A 16,402-nucleotide genomic window follows, 5' to 3' on the forward strand; every position below is an offset into this window, starting at 1 on the left:
GGAGCCCAGCATGCACCGTGACCACCCCGAGGTCTTCCCCGAGCGCTACGCGCACTCCTCCTCCGACCTGCGCCCCGACGGCCGCCGCCGGGCGCTGCGGATCGGGCTCGGCGGCCCCGTCGGCTCCGGCAAGACCGCCACGGTCGCCGCGCTGTGCCGCGAACTGCGCGACCGGCTCGCCATCGGGGTCGTCACCAACGACATCTACACCCGCGAGGACGCCGAATTCCTGCTCCGCAGCGCGGTGCTGCCGCCCGAGCGGATCGTCGGCGTCGAGACCGGCGCCTGCCCGCACACCGCGATCCGCGACGACATCTCGGCGAACCTCGAAGCCGTCGAGGACCTGGAGGAGGCGGTGGGACCGCTCGACCTGGTGCTCGTGGAGTCCGGCGGCGACAACCTCACCGCGACCTTCTCCAAGGGCCTGGTCGACGCGCAGATCTTCGTGATCGACGTGGCCGGCGGTGACGACATCCCCCGCAAGGGCGGCCCCGGGGTGACCACCGCCGACCTGCTGGTCGTCAACAAGACCGACCTCGCGCCGCACGTCGGCGCCGACCTGGACCGGATGGCCCGCGACGCCGCCGCCCAGCGCGGGGCGCTCCCCGTGGTCTTCACCTCCGTCACGCGCGGCGACGGCATCGCGCCCGTCGCCGCGTGGGTCGGCGAACGGCTCGCGGCCTGGGCCGTATGACGGTCGCGTCCGTCGCCCGGATCAGGGCCGTGCCCAGCGGCGCGGGCGGCACCGCGCTGCCGCTGCTCGCGGGCGCGGGACCGCTCGCCCTGCGCAGGACCCGCGCGCCGCGGGACGGCTGGGCCCGCGTCACCGTCGTCGGCGCGATGAGCGCACCGCTCGGCGGCGACCGGCTCGGCATCGACGTCGAGGTGGCCGCCGGCGCGCGGCTCACCGTCGACTCCGCCGCCGCGACCGTCTCGCTGCCCGACCGCGAGGGGCGACCGGCCTTCCACGACGTGCGGCTGACCGTCGGCGAGGGTGCGGAACTGCACTGGCTGCCCGAGCCGGTGATCGCCGCCCGGGGCAGCGACCTGCGGATGACCACCCGGGTCACGCTCGCCGCGGGCGCCTGCCTGGTGCTGCGCGAGGAACTGGTCCTCGGCCGCCACGGTGAGGCGCCGGGGCACCTCACCACCCGGCTCACCGTCGACCACGGCGGCCGCACCCTGCTCGACCAGTCCCTGGCGTTCGGCCCGGGGGCGGCGCCTGGCTGGGACGGCCCGGCGGTACTCGGCGCCCACCGGACGATGAGTCAGCTCCTCGTGGTGCCGCCACCCGCCTCTGCCGCCGGCTTCCCGCTGCCGCCGCTCAGCTCCCTCACCCCGCTGGCGGGCCCCGGCCTCCTGCTGACGTCGGCGGCGCCCCGCACCGCTTTCGCCGAAGCCTCGGCCGCCCTGATGCCCGTGGCGCCGCCGGCCGGGTCAGCCCCGGATCTCGACCTGTGCGTACAGGTCGCCGCGGGCGCCATCGCCGTGGAGGTGGAGAACACCGAGGCCCGGCAGCCGCAGTGACTGGCCGTCGCGGATGCCCTTGCGGACACGGACGGTCTTCCTGCCGTCCAGCGTGTCCACCTGGGCGGTGCCGCCCGCCGCTGCCACGGCCGCCGGGATGGCCACGGTGCAGTACAGGTCGGCGTCCTCGCGCCGGAAAACCGGGTGCGGCAGCTCCACGACCTCGATGTACAGGTCGCCGGGATCGCCGCCGCCGGGCCCGGCCTCTCCTTCGCCGGCCAGCAGGATCCTGGTGCCGTGGGCGACTCCCGGCGGGAATCGGAGTGTGAGGGTACGGCGGGCCACGACGCGCCCGTCGCCCGCGCACTCGGGGCACGTGCGGCGGGGCACCGTGCCGAAGCCCTGGCACTTCGTGCAGGGGCGGGCCACCAAGGTGGTGCCGTTCGGGTTCCACGGGGTCTGTGTCGTCAGGCCGCGGCCCGAGCACTCGGAGCACATCCGGGGTCGCGCCCCGCCCGCCCCGCCCGTTCCCGAGCAGTCGCCGCACACCCTCGCGGTCTCGACCCGGATGTCCTTGGTGCAGCCGAACGAGGCCTCGGCCAGGTCGAGTTCGAAGTAGATCACGCAGTCCTCCCCCTGGCTCGTGCGTGGCAGGGGGTACCGGGCGGCCTCGCGCTCCGACAGGGGTTCCGGCTCAGGGGGCGGCTGCGGCGCGGGCGCCGCCGGTGGCGGCACGGGGTCCTGGCGAGCCGCAGCCGTGCGCGCGATCGTGACCTGGTACTCCAGGTCCGCCCACATCCGGGGCCGCTGTCGCGCACCGGCGCGGTGCAGCGACTCGTACACGTAGTCGTACAGCTCGGTGACGGTGATCCGGCCGTCCCGGTTCAGGTCGGCCGCGCCCGTGGCCAGGCCCTCGATCAGGGCACCGGTGAAGCGGGACGGCTGGGGCACCGAGGACTCGACCCGGCTGCCCTCCCAGGCGTACTCGGTGCGGCTGGTCGCGGTGAGAACCGCCCTTCCGTGGCCCGCCAGCTCGTCGCGCAGGTGGATCCGGTCGTCCCCCTTCGCCCCCGGGATGAAGGCCCCGCTGTAGCAGCAGTCGAGCAGGACGACGACGGTGCGGGCCCTGCACCGCTCCATCCTGTCGCGCAGGAAGGCGGCCGGGACCGCGGTGGAGGCGGGCAGGTCGCGGTCGGTGTCGCGGGCGGCGAAGTACAGGTGGCCGTCATCGTCCTTGATGCCGTGGCACGAGATGTGCAGCAGGAGCAGGTCGTCGCGGCTGCGGTCGAGGAAGAAGCGCTCAAGCGCGCGCATCACCTCATGCGCCGGCGCGTCCCTCAGCTGCTCGGTGCCGAAGCCGCCGATGTCCGGTCGCGCGAGTACTCCCGCGAGGCCCACGCAGTCCTGGCCTGGGGAGCGCAGGGCGGTCAGCGTCGGGTCGTCGTACTGTCCGGTCGCGATCAGCAGCGCGTCCCTGCGGCCCGGGCCGAAGGGGGAGTCGGTCATCCGGTCTACCCCTGGGCGGCGGGCGGTTCCCCGGAGGCCCCGGGCGCCTGCTCGGTCCCGGAAGGGCCTGCCGTGCCGGGCGTGCCGCGCAACTCGGCGAGGAAGGCCTCCACCAGGAGCTGCTGCTGTTCCGCCGACGCCTGGCCGAGTTCGATGCTGCGGCCGGCGATGTCGACCTTGACCGCGCGCACCGGGCGGTTCTGCATCCAGGTCTCCACCAGGAGCAGCGCGGACCGGAAGACCGCGGGCGCGAGGCTGACCGCGAGCGCCCCGACGGCGATGGCCTCGCCGGGCTTGGCACCTTCCGGCACCTCAGCGGCGGACCGGTCCAGGCGTACGCCGTCCACGTCCAGGTCGAGCAGCCGCCGCCTCAACTGCGCCGTGAGCGCGTCGAGTTCTTCCTGGTCCACATCCGCGTGACCGGACACGACCAACCTCATACCGCTGCCTGCGGCCATCCCCGTCCCCCTGTCGGTCAGCGGCTGCCAGTCTAGTGCTGCGACCGGGTGGGTTCAGCGGCTCCCGAAGTCCTGCACGGCATCTCGCGGCGTTGCCCGATCAACCGGGTGGGGCCGCTGGGAGGCAGAGCCGGCGCCTTGCGACGCACCGCACATGACGGCGCGGGCTTCCGGCGAACCCGCCCGGTCCTGCCGGTCGCAGCACCGGCTTCGCGCGCCGTCAGCCCGCTGCCAGAGCGGCGGCGTAGCGGGTGGCGGCGGGGCTCGCGGCGGCCCCGTGGACGACTTCCACGCGGTGGACCAGGTGCGGCTCGGTGAGGGGCACGGCCGCAGGGCCCGCGGCGGAGCGGGGGAGTACCGCGAGCCCGTGGCCCGCGCCCACCAGTTCGTGGAGCACGCGCGCGTCGCCGCCCGCGTAGCCGAGCCCTGCGGGGTAGGCACCGGGCGTGGCCGCGCGGAGGTCGGCGAGCGGCACGGCCGCACCCGGCGCGTCGAGCCAGAGCGCGTCGGTGAGGTCGTCGAGACGCAGTCCGGTGCGCCCGGCGAGCGGGTGGCCCGGCGGGAGCAGCACCGCGAGCGGCTCCTCGCCCACCACCGCCACCGCCAGCCCCTCCGCCTGCGGCAGCCGCAGCGGATCGGTCGGCGCCACCGCCCCGTCGACCAGCCCGAGGTCGACCTCTCCGGCGACCACCGCAGGGACCACGGCGGCCCGTTCGAGCCCGCGCACCCCCACCTGCGCGCGCGGCATCGCGCCGCGGAACTCCGCGAGCGCCCGCGCCGCCCGCGGCCCGAACGCGCAGCCGGCGGCGCCGACCACCAGGCTCACCACCGGGGTGCGCGCCACCCGTACGACATCGGCGCGGGCGGCCGCGAGGCGGGTGAGCAGGACGTCGGCATGGTCGAGCAGCCGGGCGCCCGCCTCGGTGGGGGCGACCGGGCGGCGCCCCAGCAGGGCGACGCCGAGGTCCGCCTCCAGCGCGGCGACCTGCTGCGAGACCGCCGACTGGGTGTAGCCGAGTTCATGGGCCGCGGCGGAGAAGGACCCCAGCCGGGCGACCGCGGTGAAGGTCCGCAGCAGATGGGGATCCATGGCCATCAGTATCGCTGATGCGGGGAGCAGAATGAATCGTTGGACGTGATGTGGCTGCCCGGCCCACGATGACCGTCATGACCTCCGATCCCCGCAACGCCGCCGCCCGGACCTCCGATCCCCGCAACGCCGCCGCCCGGACCTCCGATCCCCGCAACGCCGCCGCCCGCAAAACGACCGCCCGTATCGCCCTGGTCGGCGACCGCGCCCCGGCCGTCAGGTCCCACCAGCGCCTGCCCGGCCTGCTCGACGCGCTCAGGCGCCGGCACGGACTGCCCGTCGACGCCTACTGGATCCCCACCGAGGACGCCCTGGAACCAGGCGCCGTCCGCGGTTTCGACGCGGTGTGGCTGCTGCCCGGCAGCCCGTACCGCAGCGAGGCGGGCGCACTGGCCGCGGTGCGCACCGCCCGCGAGAACGGCATCCCCTTCCTCGGCACCTGCGGCGGCTTCCAGCACGCGCTGCTGGAATTCGCCCGCAACGTGTGCGGCCTGGCCACTGCCCGCCACGCGGAGAACGACCCGCGCGGCGAGGACGACGACGCTGCGGGCGACCTGCTGATCGGCCCGCTGGCCTGCTCCCTGGTCGGCCACGAGGGCCGGCTGGCCACCGTCCCCGGCAGCCTCGCCGAGCGGCTGCTCGGCAGCCGGGAGAGCGTCGAGCGCTTCCACTGCGCCTACGGCCCGGTCCCCGCGCTGCTGCCGCGACTCGTCGCCTCGGGGCTGCGGTTCACCGGGCACGACGGCGAGCAGGCTCCCAGGATCGCCGAGTTGCCCGGCCACCCCTTCTACCTCGCCACCCTCTTCCAGCCGGAGTTGGCGGGCGACGGCACGGATCCGCACCCGTTCATCACGGCTCTGGCCGAGGCGGCGGTCACCCATGCGGAGCAGGCCAACTCCGGGATGAAATCACGCTTTGATGAAAAATCACTCTCCTGGCCTGTTCACAGCGGCCACACAGGGGAAAGGATTCGCACCTCATCACTGTGACCACCATGGCCACAAGCCATGGAACAGAGGGGGAGGTTCGACGTGAGACGCACGATCGTGCTCGTCTCCACCGGCGCCCTGATCGCGGGAGCCATCGCCGCGGCGCCGGCCGCCACGGCAGGAGCCGCCAGGGGGCACCGCCCGCCGGCGGTGACCGTGCCGGAGGCCGTCGGCGAGACCATCGCCGCGGCCGACGCCCGGCGCACCGGCGTGAAATGGGCCGCGTGCCCCGAGGGCTGGGGCCTCGCGGCGCCGGTCCAGTGCGGCTGGGTGACCGTGCCCGTCGACTATCGCAAGCCGTTCGGTGCCACCATCAAGCTCGCCGTCGACCGGGCGGCCAGCACCGGCACCGCGCAGGAGCGGCAGGGCGCGCTGGTCTACAACCCGGGCGGCCCCGGCGGCTCCGGCCTGCGCTTCCCGGTGCGCAGCGCCACCGGCGCCCCGCTGTGGACCAAGACGGCCAAGGCGTACGACTTCATCGGCTTCGACCCCAGGGGCGTCGGCCACTCCGCGCCGATCTCCTGCGAGGACCCGACCGCCTACGTGAGCGCGCCCAAGGCCGACCCGGTGCCTGACAGCGACGCCGACAAGCAGGCGCAGCGCAAACTGGCCGCCGAATACGCCCGGGGCTGCCTGGAGCGCACCGGTGCGGCGATGCTCTCCCAGATGACCACCGCCAACACCGCCCGCGACCTCGATGTCATCCGGGCGGCACTGCGCGAGGACCGGCTGAACTACCTCGGGGTCTCCTACGGGACGTACCTCGGCTCGGTCTACGCCACGCTCTTCCCGACGCACGTGCGCCGGATGATCATCGACAGCGTGGTCGACCCCTCGCGCGACCAGGTCTGGTACCAGAACAACCTCGACCAGGACGTGGCGTTCGAGGCCCGGTGGGCGGACTGGGAGGCGTGGGTCGCGAAGTACGACTCCGTCTACCACCTCGGCAGCACGGTGGCACAGGTCCAGGCCAAGTGGGTGGCCCTGCGGGCCGCGGCCAAGAGCCACCCGATCGGCGGCGTCGTCGGCCCGGCCGAACTGCTCAACTTCTTCACCAGCGCCCCGTACTACGACTCCAGCTGGGCCACCGTGGCCGGCGTGTGGAGCCGGTACGCGGCCGGCGACACCCAGGCGATGCTCGACGCGGCGGCCCCCGACCTCTCGGACACCGCAGGCAACGCCACCGCGGAGAACGGCACCGCCGTCTACACCGCGGTGGAGTGCACCGACACCGCGTGGCCGACCAGCTGGCGCACGTGGGACCGGGACAACACCGCGCTCCACGCGAAGTACCCGCTGCTGACCTGGTCCAACGCCTGGATGAATCTGCCCTGCGCCACCTGGCCGGTACGTCAGCAGACCCCGGTCGACGTCCGCTCGCACCGCGGGCTGCCCGGCGTGCTGATCGTGCAGAGCACGAACGACGCGGCGACCCCGTACCCCGGCGCGCTGGAGACGCACCGCAGGCTGGCCGGATCGCGGCTGATCACCGAGCAGGGCGCGGGCTCGCACGGCGTCACCAACCTGGTGAACCCGTGCATCAACTCCCGTGTCGACGACTACCTGCTGCACGGCACGCTCGACCGGCACGACGTGGTGTGCGGGCCGCACGCCACCCCCGTGCCGTAGGGACGCGTCCGCGAGGCTCGCGAGGGGCCGCCGCCCGCACCGGAACCGGGGTGCGGGCGGCGGCCCCCGGCATGTCAGGCGCAGGAGAGCGCGCCGGGGAAGGCGGCGGTGAAGGCAGCGCGGGTGGGGGAGTCGGGGCGCCGGTCGAGGACGGCGAAGACCACCTCGTCCACGGCGTGCGCGAACCGGCCGCCCGGCAGCAGCGGCCCGGCGAAGGCCGCCGCCACCCTGGCCGGGTCGTTGCGGAAGACACCGCAGCCCCAGGCGCCGAGCACCAGCCGCCGGTAGCCCTGCGCGACCGCGACCTCCAGCACCCGCTCGGCTCGCGCGTCCAGCGCGGGCCCGATCCCGGCCGTACGCTCCGGCTGCGTCCGGGCGATCACCCCGGCGTTCGGCGCGGGGCAGGTGAGGAAGCCGGCCGTCCACGGCTCGTCCAGCAGGCCGCCGCGCGCGTCGCGGAAGACCGGTACCGCGGGGGAGTGGATCACCCGGTCCGAGTAGAAGGTGTCCCGGTCGGCCCGGTGGTGGGCGTAGTAGCCGGGTGCGCGCAGCAGGCAGGTGTACAGGGCCGAGGCCCGGCACAGCGCCTCCTCCTGCGCCTGCGCCCCGTTGAGGTAGCCGCCGCCGGGATTGCGCGCGGAGGCGAAGCTCAGGACGGCGACCGGCGCGCGGTCCGCCGCGGCGAGCCGTCCCGCGGCCGTGACGCTGTCCTCGGCGGTGACCGTGCAGCTCGCGCCGGCCCCTGGCGCCACCTCGCCGACCGGTACGGGCTCGGGGCCGAACAGCCGGGTGCCGTCCGCGGCAGCCGCGACGGCAGGCCCGAGGTCGACCCACTGCCCGCCGGGGGCCCGGTAGCCGCCCTCGCTGACGATCCGTTCGTTCTCCCGGGCGATGCCCCGCAGCCGTGCACTCATGCGGCGAGGCTACGCGGGCCGCGCGCCGCGGCGCGAGGCGTTTCCCGCCGCCGGACAGCGCCTTGCCTCGCCCGGCAGACGCGATATATCGTGAGCGCGTTCCGCTACCCCCAGGAGGTCGATCCGGTGTCAGAGCCGTCGCGGTGGGAAGACCCCGCCGGTGCCGCCGTACGAGCCTCGGACGACGAGCGCGACCATGTCGCCGCGCTGCTCGGCGACGCACTCGGCGCGGGCCGGCTCACCGTCGAGGAGCACTCGGAGCGGCTGGAGGCGGTCTACGCCGCCCGCACCCGGGGCGAGCTGGCACCGATCACCGCCGATCTGCCGGCCCCCGCACCGGGCGCCCGGCTCGCCACGCCCGCCGACCTCGACCCGGTACGCGCGCTGTTCAGCAAGGTCCGCCGCTCCGGGCAGTGGCCGGTGCCGCCGCACACCGTCGCCAGGGCCGGGTTCGGCGCGGTCGTCATCGACCTGCGGCAGGCCGTCTTCACCCGGCGCGAAGTGGTGATCGAGGCGGACTCCTTCTTCGGCAAGGTCGAGATCGTGGTGCCGGACGACGCCCGGGTCTACGACATGGGCACCGCGCTGTTCGGCAAGCGCTCGCAGATCGGCGGCCGCCAGGACAAGGACGCGGACGGCGGCGAGAGCGACGGGCCCGTCGTCCGGATCACCGGGCGCTCGGTCTTCGGCCACGTCCGGGTGATGCGGGACTTCAAGTACCCCTGGCGGGACGGCCGCTGACCGCCCGGCGGGCGCTCAGGACTTGCGCCGCAGCCGCGCGCCCACGCCTTTCTGCGCCTGCTCCGCCTTCACGTCGCCCGCGTAGCGGTCCACGTACTCCTGCCCCGACATCGCCAGCACCTCGTACATGATCTCGTCCGTGACCGCCCGCACCACCTCCCGCCGGTCCTCCATGCCGAAGAAGCGGCTGAAGTCCAGCGGGGCGCCGAAGCGGATGGTGACGCGGCCGATCCGCGGGATCTTCCGCCCGGGCGGCTGGAGTTCGAAGGTGCCCAGCATCGCGCAGGGCACCACCGGGGCGTGCGCCCGCAGCGCCATCACCGCCACTCCGGTCCTGCCGCGGTAGAGCCGTCCGTCGTGCGAGCGGGTGCCCTCGGGGTAGATGCCCAGCAGTTCGCCGCGGCCCAGCACGCCGAGGGCGGCGTCGATCGCCGACTGCGAGGCCTTGCCGCCCGAGCGGTCGACCGGGATCTGGCCCACCCCGCGGAAGAAGGCCGCGGTCAGCCGGCCCTTGAGCCCGGGGCCGGTGAAGTATTCCGCCTTGGCCAGGAAGGTGATCCGGCGCGGCAGGATCGCCGGCATGACGAAGTGGTCGGAGAAGGACAGGTGGTTGCCGGCGACGATGGCGGCGCCGGTCTCCGGGATGTTCTCCATGCCCTCGATCCTGGGCCGGAACAGCAGTCGCAGCAGAGGTCCGAGAATCACGTACTTGAGCACCCGGTAGAACACGGGCCGCCTCCCCCTCGACTGGACCCGGCACGCCCGGGCCGCACTGCGACGGTCCACCCGGCGCCCCGGCAGAGTAGTGCCCGGCCACCGGCCGGGACCAGCGCGACGCGGTCACAGCCGGTGGCCGGGCGCGAATGCGCCCCCGGTCAGTGCGCCGCGCGCCGCGGCATGAGGAAGGCGACGGCGCTCGCGACGGCGAGTGCGCCCGCCGCCATGAGCAGCGTCGACTCCAGCGCGCCGCCCATGCCATGCCCTGCCCTGGCGAAGAAGGCCGTGCCCAGCACCGCCACGCCCACCGAGCCGCTCAGCTGCTGGACCGCGTTGAGCACCCCGGACGCCGAGCCTGTCTCCTGGTCGGGGACGCCTGCCAGCGAGATGTCGAAGAACGGTGCCATGACCAGGCCGAGGCCGATCCCGCTGACCAGCAGCGGCGGTGCGAGCTGCCACCCGCCCGGGGTGCCCGCCAGGTGTGCCGTCAGCGCCACCGCGGCGATACCGGCCGCGCTGAGCAGCAGGCCTCCCTGGAGGGTCGTCCTGCCGTACTTCCGGCCGAGCCAGGCACCGGACAGCGTGGCGCCGACCGAGGAGCCGAGGGCCCAGGGGATCATCGCCAGCCCCGCGCTCCTGGCGCTGAAGCCGAGGCCGTACTGGAGGTAGAGGGGCACCACCAGCATGATGCCGGTCAGTGCGGCGAAGAAGACCAGGCCGACGGCCAGTGACCCGGTGAAGCCGGGCCGGCCGAAAAGGCCAGGCTCGACCAGTGGCGAACCGCCACGCCGCAGCACCGAGCGCTGGAGGCGGACGAAGACCGCGAGGACAGGCACCGAGGCGGCCATCATCAGGTACGACCACAGCGGCCAGCCCAGGTCGCGGCCCTGGACGAGCGGGTAGACAAGCAGCAGTACCGCGGCGCTGAGGATCGCGACCCCCGGCAGGTCCAGCCGCGGCCCGTGCGGTGCGCGGCTGTCCGGCAGCACCCGCAGTGCCAGCGCGAAGGCGGCAGCGGCGAGGGGCACGTTGATCAGGAAGACCGCACGCCACCCGGTGCCCAGCAGGTCGGCGTCGGTGAGGAATCCGCCGAGCACGGGACCGCCGACCGCGGCGAGGCCCATCACCGGGCCGAACACGCCGAAGGCCGCGCCGACCTGGGACGGGGGGAAGATCTCCCTGAGCAGGCCGAGGCCCTGCGGCACCATCATCGCGGCGAAGCCGCCCTGTGCGGCGCGCATCCCGATCAGCATCCCCGCCGATCCCGAGCAGGCGCACAGCAGCGAGCAGAGCGCGAAGCCCGCGACGCCGATCAGGAACATCCGGCGGCGCCCCACGATGTCGCCCAGCCGTGCGCCGGTGATCATCAGTACCGCGAAGGCGAGGGTGTACGCGGCGGCGATCCACTGGATCCGGGTGGAGCTGCCGCCGAGGTCGGCCTGGATGGAGGGGGAGGCGACGCCGACGATCGTCGCGTCGAGGAGGTCCATCACCTCCACCGCGAGGATCACGGCCAGCCCGAGCCAGTGCAGCCGGGTGGCCCGGCCCTCGGCTGCCGTGCCGCGGGCGGCCGGTTCGTCGAGTACGGGTGCGGTCATGGTGGCTCCTCCAAGCGGGACGAACGTCGTTCGTATTGGCGAACACTGTTCTACTGACGAACGGTGTTCGCGTCAAGTACGGTGTTCGTGTCAGCCCGCAGGAGGTACCCGTGTCCGACATGCCCGTCCCGCCGTGGGGGCGGCCCCGCAAATCCGCGCCGCGCCGGATCTTCAGCCAGGAAGCCGTCGTCGCGGCGGCGCTCCGGGTGATCGACACCGAGGGCGTGGCCGCGCTGAGCATGCGCCGGGTCGCACAGGAACTGGGCACCGGAGCGGCCTCGCTCTACGCCCATGTCGCCGGCCGCGAGGAGCTGATCGGCCTGGTCCTCGACCGCGTGCTGGCCGAGGTGACCTGTCCCGAGCCGGACCCCGAGCGCTGGCAGGAGCAGATCAAGGAGATGCTGCGGCAGTCACGCCGGGTGCTGGCCGCGCACGGGGACCTGGCCAGGCTGCTGCCCGAGGTGGGGGTGCCGACCGGGGAGAGCGCCACCGGCGCCGCGGAGGGGATGCTCGGAATCCTCGCCGCGGGCGGCCTGCCCCCGCAGGCGTGCGCCTACGCACTGGACGCCCTGACGCTCTACGTCACCGGCATCGTCGCCGAGGAGGCGATCCGCGCCCAGGAGAGCAAGGACCCCGAGCAGGCCGAGCAGACCTTCCTCGCCCGGGTCCACAGGTACTACGAGGCGCTGCCCCCCGAGCGCTTCCCGATGCTCACCGGCATGATGAAGGAGATGACCAGGGACGTCGGCGACGAGCGCTTCGAGTTCGGCCTCGACCTGATGGTCACCGGACTCGCCGCACACGTCCCCCCGCGCTGAACGCTCCGCCGCGGCTGACCGCTGGTGGCGTCCGCGCCCGAGCGGTGGTCAGCCGCGCCCGCGCGACTCCAGGGACGCCAGATAGGCGTTGTACGCGACGAGTTCGGCGTCGCCGTCCCGGTCGGCGGCCCGGTCCAGGCGGCGGGCCTGCCGCTGCTCCGAGGTGTACCACTGGAAAAGCAGCGCCACCAGCACGATCACCGACGGGATCTCGCTGAACGCCCAGGCGATCCCGCCCGCCGCGGTCTGGTCGCTCAGCGGGTCGATGCCCAGCGACGCCGCCGGGTGCTCGAAGGAGCTCACCAGCGGCTCGCTGGCCATCATCACCGCGATGCCGAAGAAGGCGTGGAAGGGCATCCCGGCGAAGAGCTCGAGCATCCGCAGCACGTAGCCGGGCCGGTGCGGCCCCGGGTCGACGCCCATGATCGGCCAGAAGAACAGCAGGCCCACCGCGAGGAAGTGCACCATCATCACGACGTGCCCGGTCTGGCTGCGCATCAGGAAGTCGAACAGCGGCGAGAAGTACAGCGCGTAGAGGCTGGCGATGAACAGCGGGATGGTGAACGCCGGATGCGTGATGATCCGCAGATACCTGCTGTGCAGCAGCTTCACCAGCAGCTCGCGCGGACCGGTGCTGCCCCGGCGGGCGGTCGGCAGCGCCCGCAGCGCAAGCGTCACCGGTGCGCCGAGCAGCAGCAGGATCGGCGAGAGCATGCTGAGGATCATGTGCTGCACCATGTGCACGCTGAACATGACCATGCCGTAGTCGTTCAGCCGGGTGCACATCGTCACGCCGATGGTCAGCACCCCGACGGTGAAGGCCGCCGTACGCGCCACCGGCCAGTGGTCACCGCGCCGCCGCAGCCGCAGCACCGCGAAGCCGTACAGCGCCAGCAGCAGTACGCAGCCGATCAGGAAGAAGGGGTCGCCGCTGCTGAAGGCCAGTCCCCGGCCGAGGGTGAACGGCGGCAGGTCCATGTGCATGCCGTGTCCACCGTGGTCCATCCGTCACTCCTCCGTCGCGCCGACCGGCAGCAGGCCGATTCGACCGTTGTGCCCGCTCCAGAGTAGATCCGCCCCCGTCCGGCGCTCCGGGCGGGGGCGGCCCCGCACATGCGGGGCGGTGCTGCCGAGGTCAGCGGCTCACAGGACGCACTCGGCCTCGGTGTAGCGGTCGGACGGGACGGTCTTGAGGTGCTGCACCGCGTCGGCCAGCGGCACCAGGGTGATGTCCGTGCCGCGCAGCGCGGTCATCATGCCGAACCGCCCGTGGTGCACGGCCTCCACCGCGTGCCAGCCGAAACGGGTGGCCAGCACCCGGTCGTACGCGGTGGGAGTGCCGCCGCGCTGCACGTGGCCGAGGATCACCGGGCGCGCCTCCTTGCCGAGGCGCTCCTCCAGCTCCACGGACAGCTGGTTGGCGACACCGCTGAAGCGCTCGTGGCCGTAGACGTCGGTGGCGCCCGAGGAGAACTCCATGGTGCCCTCACGCGGCTTGGCGCCCTCGGAGACCACCACTATGGCGAACTTCTTGCCCGCTTCGAAGCGCTTGCCGACCAGCGCGGCCAGCTCGGCGACGTCGAAGGGCCGTTCGGGGACGACGATGGCGTGCGCGCCCGCCGCCATGCCCGAGTGCAGGGCGATCCACCCGGTGTGCCGTCCCATGACCTCCACGATCAGCACCCGCTGGTGCGACTCCGCGGTGGTCTTGAGCCGGTCGAGCGCCTCGGTGGCCACCGTCACGGCGGTGTCGAAGCCGAAGGTGACGTCGGTCGAGGCGATGTCGTTGTCGATGGTCTTGGGCACGCCGACTATCGGCAGCCCGGCGTCGGACAGCAGCCGGGCCGCCTTGAGGGTGCCCTCACCGCCGATCGGGATGATCGCGTCGAGACCGAGGTCGGCCACGTGGCCCTTGGCCTGCTCCACCCCGCCGCGCAGATGCGCGGGCTGTACCCGGGAGGAGCCGAGGATGGTGCCGCCGCGGGCCAGGATGCCGCTCACCGCGTCCAGGTCGAGCTTGCGGTAGTCGCACTCCAGCAGGCCCTTCCACCCGTCGTGGAAGCCGATGACCTCGTCATTGTGGTCCACGACGGCGCGGTGCACCACGGACCGGATGACGGCGTTCAGCCCGGGGCAGTCGCCGCCGCTGGTCAGTACACCAATACGCATGCTCTCGATACTCCCGCAACTCGACCGGACGGCCGGACCCCGTCGTCCGGATGGATCACGGCAAGCTTACCGAGCCGCGGGCTCACGCCTCCACGCCGACCGTACTGCGGACACCTGACGATTACCCGAACTCCGGGCGACGGTTCCGCAGCGTGACGGCGCGCCGGTCAGGCGGGCTGCACCGCCGCGGCGATCCGCTCGGCCCGCAGCGCGTCGTACCACTGGTCGTCCACCGGCGGCAGCGCGTTCACATCGAGCGCCAGCTTGATCAGCAGGTCCGCGATGTGCGGATTGCGCGCCATCACCGGGCCGTGCATGTACGTGCCGAAGACGGTGTCGTTGAAGGCGCCCTCGGTGCCGTCACCGGTGCCGTTGCCCTTGCCGACCCGCAGCCGGGCCAGCGCCCTGGCGCTCGGCCCGAGGTGGGTGATGCCCTGGTGGTTCTCGAAACCGGTCAGCGGCGGCAGGCCGAGGTGCGGGTCGATGTCGGCCAGCACGTCGCCGACACAGCGCTCGCCCTCGCCCCTGGTGCTCACCACGTCCAGCAGGCCGAGGCCAGGCTCCGGGCGGCCCAGGTCGTTGATGAACTCGTGGCCGAGGATCTGGTAGCCGGCGCACACCGAGAAGACGATCGCGCCGTTGGCCACCGCCCGGTTCAGCCCGCCGTCGCGGCGCAGGCGCTCGGCGGCGAGGCGCTGCGGGCGGTCCTCGCCGCCGCCGATCAGGTAGATGTCACCCGAGGTCGGGATGGCGTGGTCGGAGCGGACGTCCACCCGGGTCACCGGTACCCGGCGCTGCGTCGCCCGGCGCTCGACCACCAGCGCGTTGCCCTGGTCGCCGTAGGTGCTCAGCAGGTCGGGGTAGACCCACACCAGGCGCAGGCTGGACTCACTCATACGTGCTTCTCCTTGTCGGGCGGCGGCGGCGGTTGGCGGCGGCGGGCGGTGCGTCGCCCGCGGTCGGCCGGGGTCAGTTGCCGACGCGGCGGCGCAGGTCCTGGAAGGCGGTGTAGTTGGCGATGGCCTCGATCCGGCCGGGGGGCGCGGCCCTCACCGCCTCGTCGAGGTCGGCGCAGACCCTGAACTGGAGCCCCGCGACCTCGAGGCGCACCGCGAGGTCGAGCTTGCGGTCGCCGATCACCATGATGGGGTGTCCTGCCAGCCGGGTGTAGTCCACGTCCCACAGCCAGGAGGTGTCGGTGCCGTCGGCGCCGCGGGCGTTCACCGACAGGACCACCGGGGTGGGCGGGCCGTCGATCAGCGAGAAGGTCTCCAGCCAGCCGGCCGGGTTCTTCGCCAGCAGCAGCCGCACGTCGCGCTGCTGGAAGGTCACCACGTCGTAGCGCCCGGCGACGGCCTGCACCTTGTACATCCGCTCGAGGGCGACCTTGGGGTCGATGCCGAAGGCGGCGGCGACGGCGGCCGACACGGCCGCGTTGGACTTGTTGGCGCGGCCCGGCAGCTGGAGGTGGATCGGCCAGGCGACGCCGTAGGGGTCGACGACGTGGTCGCCGGACAGCGCCCAGGTGGGGGTGGGGCGGCGGAAGCCGCACTCCCCGCAGAACCAGTCGTCGTCCGGGCGCTGGAGCACCCCGCCGCAGGACGGGCAGGACCAGGCGTCGTCCTTCCAGGACTGGCCGGCCGCGACCCACACCACGGTGGGGCTGGAGGAGGCCGCCCAGGTGATCAGCGGGTCGTCGGCGTTGGCGATGATGATCGCCTCGGAGCCGGCCAGGCCCTCGCGCCACTTCTCCGCGAGCATCCTGGTCTCCGCGGCGCGGTCGAGCTGGTCGCGCGACAGGTTCAGCAGGGCGATGGCCTTGGGGGCGACGTCCCTGGCGACGCCGGCCAGGTACTTCTCGTCCACCTCGATCACGCCGAAGCGCGCGTCGGAGCCGCCGGCCAGCGCGGAGGTGATGCCGGCCGGCATGTTGGCGCCCAGCGCGTTGGAGACCACGGGGCCGCCGGCCCGCAAGGCCTCCGCGAGCAGCCGGGTGGTGGTCGTCTTGCCGTTGGTGGCGGACACCAGCACCACATCGAGGTGCCGGGCGAGCCTGGCCAGCAGGTCGGGGTCGAAACGCAGTGCGACCTTGCCGCCGATCACCGATCCGCTGCCCTTGCCCGCCGCGCGGGACACCGCCGCTGCCGCCCTGCCCGCCGTCACGGCCAGCTTGGCCCGTGGCGACAGCGGCTCCGAGTTGCCTGCCATCGTCTGTTTTCCTCCTCGACTCCGGCCGCGATGCCGCCCGCGGTGGCCGGTATTCCGTCCCCCGGGCGGCCGCTGCGGCGGCCGGCAAGTTCCGGTCG

General features: G+C 73.6%; 16 protein-coding genes. 6 read left to right on the plus strand and 10 right to left on the minus strand.

Translation table 11 applies throughout. The features are described 5' to 3' along the window. The first annotated feature begins 10 nt into the window (after positions 1–10). Together ureG and ACGFMP_RS16050 are read left to right on the plus strand one after the other, a co-directional pair. Positions 11–694: an urease accessory protein UreG gene (gene ureG / locus ACGFMP_RS16045; RefSeq protein WP_393672948.1), complete on the plus strand. Its 684-nt coding sequence runs from the start codon at positions 11–13 to the stop codon at positions 692–694. After that, a complete protein-coding gene (locus ACGFMP_RS16050) occupies positions 691–1,527 on the plus strand; it encodes an urease accessory protein UreD (protein ID WP_393672950.1) in 837 nt (278 codons plus the stop codon). The genes ureG and ACGFMP_RS16050 overlap by 4 nt, the downstream gene beginning before the upstream one ends. Here ACGFMP_RS16050 and ACGFMP_RS16055 read toward each other — a convergent pair. The 3 genes from ACGFMP_RS16055 to ACGFMP_RS16065 form a co-directional block, all read right to left on the minus strand. Next, a complete protein-coding gene (locus tag ACGFMP_RS16055; protein ID WP_393672951.1) occupies positions 1,438–2,973 on the minus strand; it encodes a DnaJ C-terminal domain-containing protein in 1,536 nt (511 codons plus the stop codon). The two genes, ACGFMP_RS16050 and ACGFMP_RS16055, sit on opposite strands and share 90 nt — an antisense overlap. Positions 2,974–2,978: 5 nt before the next feature. Then, a complete protein-coding gene (locus ACGFMP_RS16060; protein WP_393672953.1) occupies positions 2,979–3,401 on the minus strand; it encodes a hypothetical protein in 423 nt (140 codons plus the stop codon). A gap of 250 nt (positions 3,402–3,651) precedes the next feature. Continuing rightward, positions 3,652–4,521 carry a LysR family transcriptional regulator gene (locus ACGFMP_RS16065; protein WP_393672954.1) on the minus strand — a complete coding sequence of 290 codons (870 nt, stop codon included), beginning with the start codon at positions 4,519–4,521 and terminating at the stop codon, positions 3,652–3,654. A gap of 77 nt (positions 4,522–4,598) precedes the next feature. Between ACGFMP_RS16065 and ACGFMP_RS16070 the strand changes: the two genes are divergently transcribed. Both ACGFMP_RS16070 and ACGFMP_RS16075 read left to right on the plus strand, forming a co-directional pair. Continuing rightward, the gene (locus ACGFMP_RS16070; RefSeq protein WP_393672955.1) at positions 4,599–5,510 is read left to right on the plus strand and encodes a hypothetical protein; all 912 of its coding nucleotides are present in this window, start codon (positions 4,599–4,601) and stop codon (positions 5,508–5,510) included. Between the two features lie 42 nt (positions 5,511–5,552). After that, positions 5,553–7,139, plus strand: coding sequence for an alpha/beta hydrolase (locus tag ACGFMP_RS16075; RefSeq protein WP_393672956.1), 1,587 nt, complete (start codon positions 5,553–5,555; stop codon positions 7,137–7,139). Positions 7,140–7,213: 74 nt separating this feature from the next. Here ACGFMP_RS16075 and ACGFMP_RS16080 read toward each other — a convergent pair whose 3' ends face one another. Beyond that, positions 7,214–8,053 (minus strand): TIGR02452 family protein, encoded by an 840-nt coding sequence (locus tag ACGFMP_RS16080; protein WP_393672958.1) that lies wholly within the window; start codon positions 8,051–8,053, stop codon positions 7,214–7,216. 126 nt (positions 8,054–8,179) lie between these two features. Here ACGFMP_RS16080 and ACGFMP_RS16085 point away from each other — a divergent pair, with 126 nt between their 5' ends. After that, positions 8,180–8,794 carry a DUF1707 domain-containing protein gene (locus ACGFMP_RS16085; RefSeq protein WP_393672959.1) on the plus strand — a complete coding sequence of 205 codons (615 nt, stop codon included), beginning with the start codon at positions 8,180–8,182 and terminating at the stop codon, positions 8,792–8,794. Between the two features lie 15 nt (positions 8,795–8,809). On the opposite strand, the gene ACGFMP_RS16090 is transcribed toward ACGFMP_RS16085, so the two are convergent. Together ACGFMP_RS16090 and ACGFMP_RS16095 are read right to left on the minus strand one after the other, a co-directional pair. After that, complete coding sequence (locus ACGFMP_RS16090; RefSeq protein WP_393672960.1) at positions 8,810–9,523, minus strand: lysophospholipid acyltransferase family protein; 714 nt, start codon at positions 9,521–9,523, stop codon at positions 8,810–8,812. Between the two features lie 146 nt (positions 9,524–9,669). Continuing rightward, positions 9,670–11,109 (minus strand): MFS transporter, encoded by a 1,440-nt coding sequence (locus ACGFMP_RS16095; RefSeq protein WP_393672961.1) that lies wholly within the window; start codon positions 11,107–11,109, stop codon positions 9,670–9,672. A 119-nt stretch (positions 11,110–11,228) separates the two neighbouring features. On the opposite strand from ACGFMP_RS16095, the gene ACGFMP_RS16100 reads away from it, so the two are divergent. Next, the gene (locus ACGFMP_RS16100) at positions 11,229–11,927 is read left to right on the plus strand and encodes a TetR/AcrR family transcriptional regulator (RefSeq protein WP_393673333.1); all 699 of its coding nucleotides are present in this window, start codon (positions 11,229–11,231) and stop codon (positions 11,925–11,927) included. 48 nt (positions 11,928–11,975) lie between these two features. On the opposite strand, the gene ACGFMP_RS16105 is transcribed toward ACGFMP_RS16100, so the two are convergent. From ACGFMP_RS16105 to ACGFMP_RS16120, 4 genes are all read right to left on the minus strand, one after another. Next, positions 11,976–12,932: a cytochrome c oxidase assembly protein gene (locus ACGFMP_RS16105; RefSeq protein ID WP_393672962.1), complete on the minus strand. Its 957-nt coding sequence runs from the start codon at positions 12,930–12,932 to the stop codon at positions 11,976–11,978. 138 nt (positions 12,933–13,070) lie between these two features. Further along, positions 13,071–14,096, minus strand: a complete 1,026-nt coding sequence (locus ACGFMP_RS16110) for a 6-phosphofructokinase (protein WP_393672963.1) — start codon at positions 14,094–14,096, stop codon at positions 13,071–13,073. A gap of 167 nt (positions 14,097–14,263) precedes the next feature. Beyond that, positions 14,264–14,992 (minus strand): type 1 glutamine amidotransferase, encoded by a 729-nt coding sequence (locus ACGFMP_RS16115; RefSeq protein ID WP_393672964.1) that lies wholly within the window; start codon positions 14,990–14,992, stop codon positions 14,264–14,266. A 73-nt stretch (positions 14,993–15,065) separates the two neighbouring features. After that, positions 15,066–16,304, minus strand: a complete 1,239-nt coding sequence (locus tag ACGFMP_RS16120) for a MurT ligase domain-containing protein (protein ID WP_393672965.1) — start codon at positions 16,302–16,304, stop codon at positions 15,066–15,068. Between the last annotated feature and the right edge of the window lie 98 nt (positions 16,305–16,402).

This window comes from Streptomyces sp. NPDC049040, from assembly GCF_043197715.1.
Lineage (GTDB): Bacteria > Actinomycetota > Actinomycetes > Streptomycetales > Streptomycetaceae > Actinacidiphila.

Bases quoted from the DNA above. Each gene is read 5' to 3' on its own strand.
- ACGFMP_RS16055 (WP_393672951.1), bottom strand. From the start codon at position 2,973: ATGACCGACTCCCCCTTCGGCCCGGGCCGCAGGGACGCGCTGCTGATC.
- ACGFMP_RS16095 (WP_393672961.1), bottom strand. From the start codon at position 11,109: ATGACCGCACCCGTACTCGACGAACCGGCCGCCCGCGGCACGGCAGCC.
- ACGFMP_RS16100 (WP_393673333.1), top strand. From the start codon at position 11,229: ATGCCCGTCCCGCCGTGGGGGCGGCCCCGCAAATCCGCGCCGCGCCGG.
- ACGFMP_RS16110 (WP_393672963.1), bottom strand. From the start codon at position 14,096: ATGCGTATTGGTGTACTGACCAGCGGCGGCGACTGCCCCGGGCTGAAC.
- ACGFMP_RS16070 (WP_393672955.1), top strand. From the start codon at position 4,599: ATGACCTCCGATCCCCGCAACGCCGCCGCCCGGACCTCCGATCCCCGC.
- ACGFMP_RS16120 (WP_393672965.1), bottom strand. From the start codon at position 16,304: ATGGCAGGCAACTCGGAGCCGCTGTCGCCACGGGCCAAGCTGGCCGTG.
- ACGFMP_RS16115 (WP_393672964.1), bottom strand. From the start codon at position 14,992: ATGAGTGAGTCCAGCCTGCGCCTGGTGTGGGTCTACCCCGACCTGCTG.
- ACGFMP_RS16050 (WP_393672950.1), top strand. From the start codon at position 691: ATGACGGTCGCGTCCGTCGCCCGGATCAGGGCCGTGCCCAGCGGCGCG.
- ACGFMP_RS16080 (WP_393672958.1), bottom strand. From the start codon at position 8,053: ATGAGTGCACGGCTGCGGGGCATCGCCCGGGAGAACGAACGGATCGTC.
- ureG (WP_393672948.1), top strand. From the start codon at position 11: ATGCACCGTGACCACCCCGAGGTCTTCCCCGAGCGCTACGCGCACTCC.
- ACGFMP_RS16105 (WP_393672962.1), bottom strand. From the start codon at position 12,932: ATGGACCACGGTGGACACGGCATGCACATGGACCTGCCGCCGTTCACC.
- ACGFMP_RS16065 (WP_393672954.1), bottom strand. From the start codon at position 4,521: ATGGATCCCCATCTGCTGCGGACCTTCACCGCGGTCGCCCGGCTGGGG.